The sequence below is a fragment of the Micromonospora qiuiae genome (assembly GCF_016863555.1).
GTDB lineage: Bacteria > Actinomycetota > Actinomycetes > Mycobacteriales > Micromonosporaceae > Micromonospora > Micromonospora qiuiae.
Genome location: NZ_BOPC01000128.1, coordinates 1 through 12,107 on the forward strand (window position 1 = coordinate 1; position 12,107 = coordinate 12,107).

The following is a 12,107-nucleotide window of genomic DNA, read 5'->3' on the forward strand; positions in this document are numbered from 1 at the left end:
GGCCATCATTCCGACGACGGGGTGGCCCCGATCACAGGACAGATGGGGCGATACCCGACATCCGTCACCCAAGTTCCGTAGATCTTGGTGCGGGAGCGCCCTCCTGGGGGCACTTTCGCACCAAGATCCGTGGTGCAAGGCCGTTTTGCGGGGAAGGGGAGGGAGAGTGTTGACGCGAGGAGGATGGTGTGTGGCAGCACAACAGGGGCGGGGCCAGCCGGCAACGATCGGCTCCGGTCGCCGGGGCGCCGCTGTGGTGTGACGCGCGAGACTACGGGCTTCAGGGCGACGGGGTGACCAACGATCAGCCCGCATTGTCGGCCCTGGTGGCCCGCCTCGGTGAGGGGTACGCGGCCGACGGGCGGGCCCGGGTCATCTACTGCCCGCCGGGGATCTACTCGATCCGGGACGCGGGCACGGTCTGGCGCAGCGGGGTGTCCCTGCTCGGCGCGGGATCCGGAGCGACCCGGTTCATCCTGAGCAACGAGGGCAACCGGGCCGAGCCGACACCATTGGCCTTCTGGACCACCGTGCAGCATGGCGCCGACCGCGACCGACACATCGCCGACTGCACGTTTGCCGACTTCGAAATCGACGGCTCGGGCGTGGCCCTGGCGCAGTACAACTACCTCGCCAAAGGGCTGGGCCTGCAGTACGTCGTCCGGGGCGTCTTCCGCAACCTCTACATCCACCACACCGGCGCGACCGGGCTGGGCTGTGACTTCCTCCAGGACTGCCTCATCGACGGGGTGGTCGTGGTCGGCTGCGGCCGGCTGGACAACGGCGAGCAGATGGGCGGCGCCGGCATCGGCATCGGCATCGGCGGCTGGGGAGATGTCGAGCGCTGCACCGTCACCAACTGCACCACGCTCGGTAACGGCACCAACGGCATCTTCCTCGAGCTGCAGAAGTCGTACTGGCAGCCGCCACGCGGTTACCGCATCATCGGCTGCCACGCCCAGGCCAACCGGTTCGGCATCTCCGACTGGGGAGCCGACGGACTGATCGTCTCCGGATGCACCCTCACCGGCAACCTGGAGGCCGGCTTCGACGTCTCGGGCAACGGCACCGCGGGCGTCGCCGGTCGGGGCGGCATCCTCACCGACTGCGTGATCGACCGCAACGTCCGGGACGGGATCAGCATGGGAAACACGCCCGGCCCGTACATCGTCCATGGCAACCGGATCAGTGGCAATGGCGGACACGGCTATCACCAGCACGACCTGGGCAACGGCTACCCGGGTCCGGCGTCGGAGATCGTCATCGACGGCAACGACTTCTGGGACAACGGCCTGGACGCGATCCGGATCGATCGGCCGATGGTCGACGCGATGCTGGTCGACAACCGGATCCGCAACAACGGCCGACAGTGCGAGGCAGCGGCCACCGGGTCCGGCGATTCGGTCTGGTACGCCCGCCGCTCGATGACGGATCGGACCGCGTCCTGGCGGACCGACGGACACCGGGGAAAGGTGCTGCGGGTGGGCTCCCGGCTCGCGGTGGTGGTCGGCAACACCGATACCGACCTGGCCCTGGCCGACGCGCGCCCGGACGCGAGCAACGCCTGGAACGAAGACATCCCGGCGCCCGGCGCGGCGTACGAGCTTCCCGCCGCAGCATCGATCCGGGCCGGCATCACCGTCAACGCACGCCTCGAATCGGCGACGGTACGCGGCAACCGGATCTGGGACAACCGCCCGGACCCGACCCAGAGCTACGGAATGTGGGTCACCGAGCAGGGGAGCTGTGTCTCCTGCCGTGTCGAGGAGAACGACCTCGCCGGCAACGCCGAGGGAGCGCTGCGGCTGGACAGCCGACCGGAGGGCGGCCGCTGGGACCGCAACCACATCGAAGTGGACTGAGGGCGCCTCAGCGGGCGTCGTCGGCCGGGCTGGTCGCGCTCGCCTCGGCGTACCGGTCGCGCAACCGGGCCCGGATCTCCTCCGGGGTGTACGCGCGCCGCCGCCGCTCGGCTCGCGCGATGACCACTCCGGACGCCGCGACACCGGCCAGTCCGGCCAGCCCGAGGAGCTTCCACCACCGCATCCGTTGCCGCATCCGCCTAGGGTAGTCCTTCATGAGCATCAGCCTGGACGAGGCGGTGGAGCTGACCCGTACCGGCGACGTGTGGGTCTTCCGAGGGCGCAGCATGCCCGACCGGGCCATCCAGTTGACCACCAACAGCCCGGTCAACCACGTGGGCATGGCGGTGGTGCTGGACGACATGCCGCCGCTGATGTGGCACGCCGAGCTGGGCAGGTCGCTGCCGGACCTGTGGACCGGCACCCACCAGCGCGGTGTGCAGCTGCACGATCTGCGGGACGCGGTCTGCGTCTGGGCGAACCGGTACGGCCAGCGGGCCTGGCTGCGCCAACTCGACCCGCCGGCGGACGCGAAGATGGAGGCCTCGGTGTTGCGCACCATCGCGCGGCTGGACGGCACCCCGTTTCCGTCCACCGCCCAACTCGCGTGGCGGTGGCTGCGCGGGCGGGTGCCGGCTCCGCGGTTGCCGGTGCCGAGGGCACGGCAGCGCCCCGAGACCGTGCCCGAGCGGACCCTGGAGACGGCGTACTGCGCCGAGGTCGTCGCGGTCACCTACGAGGCGATGGGGCTGCTGCCCGCCGGGCGGCGGCCGAACTGGTACGACCCGGGGCGCTTCTGGAGCGGCGACGACCTCGGCCTGCACGGCGGGGCCCGGCTGGGCAGCGAGATCGAGGTGCGGATCCCCCCGCGCTGAGCTTCCGCCGCCGGGCCCGGCGGCGATTGCTGGCGGCGTGACTGCCCCCACCGGCCTCGACCCGTCGACCGCTAGGCTGGCGCGTCGGTGACGACAGGGGGGCCCATGTCCGAGCGGCCGGCCGATGACCAGACCGGTGAAGAAGCCAGCGCGAGCACTCGCCAGTGGACGATGCCCAGGATGGTCGCCGGCGCGCCCTGGGTGGTGATCCTGGTGGGTGTCGCGGTGTTGACGGTGCTGCTGGTGGTGGCGGCGCTGTCGTTCCGTGGCCCGGAGAAGCTGTCGGCGTCGGCGCCCGGGCCGCCGATGGTCCTTCCGGTACCGACCGCCCCCACGAACCCCGTCGGCGCGACGCAGGAGGCTGCGCCGACGCAGGAGGCCGCACCGACAGGCAGTCCCTCGGCCGCACCGACCGTGGCGACCACATCGGATGCACCGGCGCCACCGTCCGGCACCGGATCACCCACGGCGGCCGCCGGTCGGCCGCCCGCCGCCAGTCCACCCGCGCCGGCGCCATCGGCCACCGGCACCGGAGTGCTGAGCGCCAGCTACCGGCTGCAGAGCGCCGACGAGGATTCCTTCCAGGCCGAGTTGGTGGTACGCAACGGCACCGGCCGCCCGGTCGACTGGCAGATGGACCTGGCGTTCACCGACGAGGTTGTCGGCATTCGGGCCTCCAGCGGGCCAGGCGTGACGGTGAGCATCAAGGGGGGCGGGAGGTACCTGCTCAGCGGCAGCCGATCGCTGGCCGCCGGGGCGCAGCAGACGGTGCAGCTACGGATCACCCGCACCGGGGGCGGGGAGTACCCGACACGGTGCACGGTCAACGGGGCCGCCTGCGCGGTCGGCTGATCGTACTGTTAGGAATCCTGGGTGTTTCGTCCGGTACTTCCGGGTGCTGCTCTTGATCGTTACGCTGGCCGGGTCGCCTGCTGAGGAGAGACATGTCCGGTATGCGCCGCGCTCCCCGAGATTCTTCGCACGGTTCGGCCGTGGCCTGGCCGCCCTGGATCCTGGTGTCGATCGGGGTCCTCGCGATGGTGGTGCTGCTCGTGATCGCGGCCAGCGCGTACCGGGCGCCCGGGTCGGGGTTCGACCCGGTGCCGCCGGGGCCGCCGGCGATGGCTGTGCCGATACCGGCGGAGCGGGCGTCGTCGGCGGGGCAGAGCAATACGGAAGGGCCTGCGCCGGCTCTGCCCGGGCTGTCGCCACGTCGGACCGATCCGCCGAGCCCGCCCAGTTCCGCGTCGGCCACGGCCGAGCCGCCGACGGCGGCTCCGCCGCCGCGTGCCCCGTCGCGCCCCGCGGTCCCGCCTCGCAACCCGCCGTCAGCTTCGCCGTCCGCCCCGCCCCCGCCGTTGGAGGCGCGGTACCAGGTGTTGCAGACCTTCCCGGGCGGCTTCATCGGGGAGGTGTCAATCCGTAACGCCTCCCGAGGTGACCTGGGCTGGGTGGCGCGGGTGGAGTACCCGGGGGGTCGGGTGGTCACGGCCTGGTTGGAAGGTGTCACACAGGGGACGTTCAGTGACCGGCGCGGCACCCTGATCTACCGCAGCGGTCCGGACCTGGCCGCCGGTTCCTCGGTGCTGCTGCGCTTCCACATCGAATCCGCCCATCCGCACCCGGCGAGCTGTGCGGTCTCCGGGCGGAGCTGCATCGGCGTCTGAGCACCCCCGCGGCGTCGAGGTCGTCGCGGAGGGCGGGCCAGTGATGGACGGTGCTGACCGCCATCGCGGCGTCGAAGGTCGCGCAGTAGGCCCGGTGCCCCGCCGCAGTCCGCGTGGATGGCTCCACCAGGCCGATCTCGTCATAGTGATGCAGTGTGCGGACGCTGACACCGGCCAACTGCGCCACACGCCCCACGCTCAGGTGCTCCTCCACACCACCGACTATCCGGCATGACGCCGCGTGAGGAGCAAGCGCTTCGCTGCCGGCACGATCGAGGTTCCGCTCACCGGTATGCCCGGACATCAGCGACGGTGCCGACGTCACCTGCGGTGACGACCGATCAGCGGCAGATCCGTGCGTTGTAGCCAGGGCATGACGGCAGGGTGTGTGGCCCTGTCGAGCTGAACCGTTGGTGCTATCGCCCAGGGCGCCGTCGTGGTGATCAGGGAATGCGACCCGGAGGGTGACCCGTCTGCGCTATCAGGTCGACAGCATCCACACCCCACCAGTGCCATGGTCGCCGTTTCGGCGCTATGGCGGTATCCCGGGCACCAGATGACCGCCATTCCGCCGAAACCGAGTGGATCAAAGTGGCGGCCCTGGGGGTGGGTGGGTGTCGCGGGTTGCGGTATGTCGGGGTGTTCGGGCCTGCTGAGGCCGCGGGTTGCGGCATCTCGTGCGTAGGCCACGAGTTGCGGTGTCCTGTGCGACAGTGCCGGATGAGGGCGCCTCGGGCTGATTGGTCGGTCGCTGCGGGGGGCGGGACTCGCCTCGTCGTCGCCGCCCTATTGCCGGACTCGCTGAGTTCCACACGACACGGCGGAACCGCCGGGGCATCGGCAGGAACGCCGGTGCGACGCGGAATCTTGCGCAAGGAAACGCCTCGCTGCAACACCGTTTGCAAGGTATTGCAGAATGTTTCGGCAAGAGTTAGCGTGCGGGCCAGCCAGCGATCAGAGGAAGGCCGTCGATGAAACCCCCGCCGATATCGCGCAAGGCCGCGCTCGCCCTCGTCTTCCTGCTCACCTTCACCCTGGTCGGCACGCCGGTCGCGGTGTCTCCGGCCACCCCCGCCCAGGCCGCCGGACCGGCCGCGCTCAGCGCCACCGGGGCGGTCACCTGGCCCACCGAGCCGTCCGCCGCGGCCCTGCTGGCGGCCGGCGCCAACCGGGCGCGGGCCGAGCAGTTCTACTTCGTCCTGCCGGACCGGTTCGCCAACGGCGACCCGCGCAACGACCGGGGCGGGGAGACCGGCGACCGGCTGCGCACCGGCTACGACCCCGCCGACAAGGGGTTCTACCAGGGCGGTGACCTCAAAGGGCTGATCGACCGGCTCGACTACATCCAGGGCTTGGGCACCACCGCCATCTGGCTCGCTCCGGTCTTCACCAACCGGCCGGTGCAGGGCAGGGGCGACGACGTCTCGGCCGGCTACCACGGCTACTGGATCACCGACTTCACCCAGGTCGACCCGCACTTCGGCAGCACGGCGGACCTGAAGAAGCTGGTCCAACTCGCGCACCGGCGCGGCATCAAGGTCTACCTCGACGTCATCGTCAACCACACCGCCGACGTCATCAACTACGCCGAGGGCCGGCACGACTACGTCGACAAGGCGACCGCGCCGTACCGTGACGCGCAGGGCCGGCCGTTCGAGGACCGCAACTACGCCGACGGCAGCCGCACCTTCCCGACGGTGAACGCGGCGTCGTTCCCGTACACCCCGACCTTCCAGACCCCGGCCGACGCGAAGGTCAAGGTCCCGGCGTGGCTGAACGACCCGACCATGTACCACAACCGTGGTGACTCCACCTTCGTCGGGGAGAACAGCGAGTACGGCGACTTCTTCGGCCTCGACGACCTGTGGACCGAGCGCCCGGAGGTGGTCCGTGGGATGACGAAGATCTACGCCGACTGGGTGCGGGACACCGGTGTGGACGGCTTCCGGCTGGACACCGTCAAGCACGTCAACATGGACTTCTGGCCGCAGTTCGCCCAGGGCATCGACCAGGCTGCCGCCCGCGCCGGCAAGAAGGACTTCTTCATGTTCGGCGAGGTCTACAGCGCCGATCCGGAGATCACCTCCAGCTATGTACGCCAGGGTGGGCTGCCCGCCACGCTGGACTTCGCCTTCCAGGAGGCGGCGCGGAGTTTCACCGCTAGTGACGGTTCCGCCAAGGCGTTGGCCGACGTGTACGCCCGCGACGACCTGTACGCCGCCCGGGACACCCACGCCGGCCGGCTGACCACCTTCCTCGGCAACCACGACATGGGCCGGATCGGCTCCTTCATCGCCGGCGGCCCCACCGACCCGGCCACCCACCTGCGCCGTGACCAGCTCGCCCACGAGCTGATGTTCCTCACCCGAGGCCAGCCGGTGATCTACTCCGGCGACGAGCAGGGCTTCACCGGCGCCGGCGGGGACAAGGACGCCCGGCAGCCGATGTTCGCCTCGCGGACCCCGGACTATCTCGACGACGACCTGCTCGGCACCGACCGCACCCACGCGCAGGACAACTTCGACCGTACGCACCCGCTGTACCGGACCATCGCCAGCCTCGGCGAGCTGCGCCAGGCACACCCGGCGTTGCGTGACGGTGTGCAGGTGGCCCGGCACGCGGCCGACGGGCCGGGCGTCTTCGCCTTCTCCCGGTTCGATCCGGACAACCGCACCGAGTACGTGGTGGCGGTCAACAACGCGGCGACCGCGCAGACTGTCACCGTGGACACCTGGTCGGCCGGTGCCACCTTCGCCGGCATCTACGGCACCACCGGCCGCCCCGTCGCGGCCGGCGACGGCAAACTGACCCTGACCGTGCCGCCGCTGTCGACGGTGGTGTACCGGGGCGGCAAGCCGGTCGCGCTGCCCGCCGCCAAGCCGGGCATCACCATCACCGTCCCCGGTGGCTCGCCGGCCACCCGGGCCGAGGTCACCGCCCAGGTCACCGGCGATCCGCTGGCCACCGTCACGATGGCCGCCCGGGTCGCCGGTGGCAGGTGGACCCTGCTCGGCTCGGCGCACCGGGCGCCGTACACCGTGCACCACGACCTGACCGGCCTGGCCGCCGGCACGAAGGTCGAGTACAAGGCGGTGGTCTCCGACGGCCGGGGTCGCACCGCCACCGCCCGCACCGCCGCCACCGTCGGCACACCCGAGCAGACCGGCTCGTCGCGCGACTGGCTGGTGGTGCACCATCAGCGACCCGACGGCGACTACGCCGACTGGGGCCTCTACGCGTGGGGCGACATCGACCCGGAATACGCCACGCAGTGGCCGCAGGGCCAACCGTTCGCCGGCACCGACGCGTACGGGCGGTTCGCCTGGGTGAAGCTCAAGCCGGGCGCGAAGTCGGTCGGGTTCCTGGTGGTCGACGCCGACGGCACCAAGGACGTCGAGAACGACCGGACCGTGGACGTGACGCAGACCGGCGAGGTCTGGGTCAAGCAGGGCGACCCGGCCACCTACCAGAGCCGGGAGGAGGCGGCCGGCGAGCCGACGCCGCCGGTCGAGGAGGGCGTGGCGGTGCTGCACTACCGCCGGCCCGACGGCAACTACGACGGCTGGGGCCTGCACCTGTGGGACGGCGCGGCCAACCACACCGACTGGTCCCGGCCGATGCCGCCGACCCGGATCGACTCCTTCGGCGCCGAGTTCCGGGTGCCGCTGGCCGAGGGGGCGACCGGACTGAGCTACATCATCCATCGCGGTGACGAGAAGGACCTGCCGCAGGACCAGCGGCTCGACTTCGCCGACGCCGGCCGCGAGGTCTGGTTGCTCGCCGCGACGCCCGGCCGGCTGCTGCCGACCACGGCCACCGGCACCGGTACGGACACCGACATCGGCAAGCAGCGGGCACACTGGATCGACCGGTCCACCGTCGCCTGGCGCACCGGCCCGACCGACGGCAAGGCGTACGCGCTGGTGACCGCCCCGGCCGGCGGGGTGCGGGTGGTCGACGGCGAACTGACCGGGACGTACACCTCGCTGCCGTTGACCGCGCAGCGCAACGGGCTCACCGAGGCCCAACGCGCGGCCTTCCCGCACCTGTGGGACCACCGGGCCTTCACCCTGGACCGACGGGACCTGGCCGGAGTGCCGGCCGCGCTGCGCGGGCAACTGCTGGTGACCGAGCGGGCCGCCGACGGCACCCTGCTCGGCGCCACCGGCGTGCAGATCCCCGGCGTGCTCGACGACGTCTACGCCCCGGCCACCTCCGCCCGACTCGGCCCGACCTTCACCGGCGGGACACCCACCCTGGCGGTCTGGGCGCCGACCGCCCGGACCGTGTCGCTGGAACTGTTCGACTCGCCCACCGCCACGCCGCGCACGGTCGCGATGCGCCGCGACGACCGCACCGGCGTCTGGTCGGTACGCGGGGCGCGGGACTGGGCCGGCAGGTACTACCGCTACCGGGTGCAGGCGTGGCAGCCGGCGGCGCAGCAGGTGGTGACCGCCTCGGTGACCGACCCGTACTCGGTGGCGCTGGCCGCCGACTCCACGCACAGCCAGATCGTCGATCTCACCGACCCGAAGCTGGCCCCGCCCGGCTGGGCGGCCCTGCGCAAGCCGGCCGCCGTGCCGAACGCCAAGGTGCAGATCTCGGAACTGTCGGTGCGGGACTTCTCCATCGCCGACACCACCGTGCCGGCCGACCGGCGGGGCACCTTCCTCGCCTTCACCGACCCGGCCACCGCCGGGATGCGGCACCTGAAGGCGATCAGCGACGCCGGCGTGACCCACCTGCACCTGCTGCCCGCGTTCGACTTCGCCACCATTCCCGAGCGGCGGGCCGACCAGCGGCAGCCGGACTGCGACCTGGCCGCCCTGCCGCGCGACTCGGAGCGCCAGCAGGAGTGCGTGGCCGCGGTGCGGGAGAGCGACGGCTACAACTGGGGGTACGACCCGCTGCACTACACCGTCCCGGAGGGTGGGTACGCCGTCGACCCGGAGGGCGCGCGCCGCACCACCGAGTTCCGGCAGATGGTCGCCGGGGTCAACGCCGCCGGTCTGCGGGTGGTGCTGGACGTGGTCTACAACCACACCTCGGCCGCCGGCACCGATCCGCGCTCGGTGCTCGACCAGATCGTGCCCGGCTACTACCACCGGCTGCTCGACGACGGGGCGGTGGCCACCTCCACCTGCTGCGCCAACACCGCCCCGGAACACGCCATGATGGGCAAGCTGGTGGTCGACTCGCTGGTCACCTGGGCCAAGGCGTACAAGGTGGACGGGTTCCGGTTCGACCTGATGGGCCACCACCCGAAGGCGAACATCCTGGCCGTCCGCAAGGCGCTGGACCAGCTGAGCGTGGCCCGCGACGGGGTGGACGGGAAGAACATCCTGCTCTACGGCGAGGGCTGGAACTTCGGCGAGGTCGCCGACGACGCCCGGTTCGTCCAGGCCACGCAGGCCAACATGGCCGGCACCGGGATCGGCACCTTCAACGACCGGCTGCGTGACGCGGTACGCGGCGGTGGCCCGTTCGACGACAACCCGCGCCGGCAGGGCTTCGCCTCCGGGCTGTTCACCGACCCCAACGGCGACCCGGTTAACGGCTCCACCGCCGAGCAACGGGCCCGGCTGCTGCACCAGCACGATCTGATCAAGGTCGGGCTGGCCGGCAACCTGCGCGGCTACCGGTTCACCGACTCGTCCGGCCGGACGGTGACCGGCGACCAGGTCGACTACAACGGCTCGCCGGCCGGCTACACCGACGCGCCGGGGGAGGCGGTCACCTACGTCGACGCGCACGACAACGAGATCCTGTACGACGCGCTGGCGTACAAACTGCCGCAGGCCACCTCGGCCACCGACCGGGCCCGGATGCAGGTGCTCGCGCTGAGCACGGTGGTGCTGGGCCAGGGCGCCGGTTTCGTCACCACCGGCACCGAGCGGCTGCGGTCGAAATCGCTGGACCGCAACTCGTACAACTCCGGGGACTGGTTCAACCAGATCCGCTGGGACTGCAACCAGGGCAACGGGTTCGGCATCGGCCTGCCGGCCGCCGAGGACAACCGGGACAAGTGGCCGTACGCCCGGCCACTGCTGGCCGACCCGAAGCTGGTGCCGGACTGCGCGGCGGTCGAGCTGACCGACGCCCGGTACGCCGAACTGCTACGGATCCGGGCCTCCACCCCGGTGTTCGGCCTGCCCACGGCGCACCAGGTGCAGCAGCGGGTGGCTTTCCCGCGCTCCGGTGCGAACGAGACGCCGGGGGTGCTCACCATGACCCTCGACGCCCGTGGCCTGGGTGGGGCGTGGAAGTCGGTGACGGTGGTCTTCAACAGCACCCCGAAGTCGGCGACGCAGCGGGTCACCGGACTGCGCGGGGCGGACGTGGCGCTGCACCCGGTGCTGCGTTCCTCGGCCGACCCGGTGCTGCGTACGGCGGCGTTCGACTCCTCGACCGGCACGTTCGTCGTGCCGGCTCGCAGCGTCGCCGTGTTCGTGCAGCGCTAGACCATCGATGGGGAAGGGGCTGGCCCGCGCGGGCCAGCCCCTTCGTGCCTCACGACGCCTCAGCCGGCGATGGCGACCGCGAAGATGTGCATCGTGGCGACGCCGGCGGCCGCCCGGGCGCTGATGTTCGGCAGGTCGACCCGGACCACCTCCTTGTCCTCCAGCGGCAGTCCGACGACGTAGATGGTCGCCGGGGTGTTGGCCCGCTGGTTGTTGGGCCGATTCTGGTACGGGGCGACGATCGCCCCGACACCGCCGGGCCGGGGCGCGCCGGCCCAGTCCGGGCAGCCGAGGGTATGGGTCTTGCGGGTGCCGTCGGCGTAGACGATGGTGACCGGTCCGGACACCGCGCCGTACGTGCCGGTCAGCAGGAAGCCGAGCGTCCGGCCCTTGCCGGTCACCTTGATGGACTGCCCGGAGGCGATCGCGTTGTCGGGCCTGCCGATGGCGCCGGGCCAGGTGAAGTCCACCCCGCCGGCGCTGACGGTGGCGCCCGGGGTGACGCCGACCTGGGCCAGCGCCTGAGCGGACAGGGTGGCCCCGTTGCCGTCGAAGTTGCCGGCGTTGGTGTTGGTGTCGTCGGTGACCCCGATGTTGGTGAAGTTCTCCTCGATCGGGGCCTCGCGGCCGTCCCAGACCCGGATTCGGGCCGTGGCGGACGCGGTCCAGCCCCGGCCGCTGACCTCGGCGACCAGGTCCGCGGTGCCGGTCTGCGCGGACTCGGCGACGGTCACGGTGAACTCGACGGTGCGCTCCGAGTCCGGGGGCAGCGGCCGCAGGTCGAAGTGCACCGGTGTGACGCTCCACCCCGACGGGACGTCGAGCGACACCCGCGCCGAGGGCGCGATGGGCATGTCCACCGCCCGCACGGTGACGGCGACGGTCGCCGCCGCGCCCGCACCCATTTCGTACGGCGCGCGCACGCCGATCTTCTGCAGGGCGTACGCCCGGTAGGTGTGGCCAGCCCTGCCGGCGAGCTCGACCAGGCCGGCCTCGATCTTCCTGGGCTTGACCACCCCGTTGCCGTGGGTGACGTCGCGTACGGTGTAGCGCCCGGCGAACAGTTGGCCGCGCAGCTGCACGCTGCCGTCGCGGTCCGGCGTGATGCGGATCTCGTCCGCCTGGCCGCCGCTCCACGTCACGTCCACGGTGTAGCCGCCGCGACCCCGCAGACCCTTGACCTTCCCGTCCGGCCAGGCCGCCGGCAGGGCGGGTAGCAGGTGCAGTTCACCGGCGTGGCTC

General features: G+C 71.7%; 7 protein-coding genes and 1 pseudogene. 5 read left to right on the forward strand and 3 right to left on the reverse strand.

The window, feature by feature from the left end; genetic code table 11:
- Positions 1-188 precede the first annotated feature (188 nt).
- On the forward strand, positions 189-1,862 hold the full coding sequence (locus Vqi01_RS29095) for a right-handed parallel beta-helix repeat-containing protein (RefSeq protein WP_204038347.1): 1,674 nt from the start codon (positions 189-191) through the stop codon (positions 1,860-1,862).
- Positions 1,863-1,869: 7 nt separating this feature from the next.
- Here Vqi01_RS29095 and Vqi01_RS29100 read toward each other — a convergent pair whose 3' ends face one another.
- Positions 1,870-2,058, reverse strand: a complete 189-nt coding sequence (locus Vqi01_RS29100) for a hypothetical protein (RefSeq protein ID WP_204038352.1) — start codon at positions 2,056-2,058, stop codon at positions 1,870-1,872.
- Between the two features lie 19 nt (positions 2,059-2,077).
- Here Vqi01_RS29100 and Vqi01_RS29105 point away from each other — a divergent pair, with 19 nt between their 5' ends.
- The 3 genes from Vqi01_RS29105 (at position 2,078) to Vqi01_RS29115 (ending at position 4,404) form a co-directional block, all read left to right on the forward strand.
- Positions 2,078-2,737: a hypothetical protein gene (locus Vqi01_RS29105; RefSeq protein WP_204038348.1), complete on the forward strand. Its 660-nt coding sequence runs from the start codon at positions 2,078-2,080 to the stop codon at positions 2,735-2,737.
- 105 nt (positions 2,738-2,842) lie between these two features.
- Positions 2,843-3,589, forward strand: a complete 747-nt coding sequence (locus Vqi01_RS29110; protein WP_204038349.1) for a hypothetical protein — start codon at positions 2,843-2,845, stop codon at positions 3,587-3,589.
- Between the two features lie 140 nt (positions 3,590-3,729).
- Positions 3,730-4,404 (forward strand): cellulose binding domain-containing protein, encoded by a 675-nt coding sequence (locus Vqi01_RS29115; RefSeq protein ID WP_204038350.1) that lies wholly within the window; start codon positions 3,730-3,732, stop codon positions 4,402-4,404.
- 79 nt (positions 4,405-4,483) lie between these two features.
- Here Vqi01_RS29115 and Vqi01_RS29120 read toward each other — a convergent pair.
- Positions 4,484-4,618, reverse strand: a pseudogene (locus tag Vqi01_RS29120) (MerR family DNA-binding transcriptional regulator); the annotation flags it as partial.
- Positions 4,619-5,375: 757 nt separating this feature from the next.
- Here Vqi01_RS29120 and pulA point away from each other — a divergent pair.
- Positions 5,376-10,865: a pullulanase-type alpha-1,6-glucosidase gene (gene pulA / locus Vqi01_RS29125; protein ID WP_204038351.1), complete on the forward strand. Its 5,490-nt coding sequence runs from the start codon at positions 5,376-5,378 to the stop codon at positions 10,863-10,865.
- A gap of 59 nt (positions 10,866-10,924) precedes the next feature.
- On the opposite strand, the gene Vqi01_RS29130 is transcribed toward pulA, so the two are convergent.
- Positions 10,925-12,107: glycoside hydrolase family 95-like protein (locus tag Vqi01_RS29130; RefSeq protein WP_239098748.1), on the reverse strand; the 1,183-nt coding region annotated here is incomplete at its 5' end.

Coding starts and splice junctions, on each gene's coding strand:
- Vqi01_RS29110 (WP_204038349.1), top strand. CDS start 2,843: ATGTCCGAGCGGCCGGCCGATGACCAGACCGGTGAAGAAGCCAGCGCG.
- pulA (WP_204038351.1), top strand. CDS start 5,376: ATGAAACCCCCGCCGATATCGCGCAAGGCCGCGCTCGCCCTCGTCTTC.
- Vqi01_RS29100 (WP_204038352.1), bottom strand. CDS start 2,058: ATGCGGCAACGGATGCGGTGGTGGAAGCTCCTCGGGCTGGCCGGACTG.
- Vqi01_RS29105 (WP_204038348.1), top strand. CDS start 2,078: ATGAGCATCAGCCTGGACGAGGCGGTGGAGCTGACCCGTACCGGCGAC.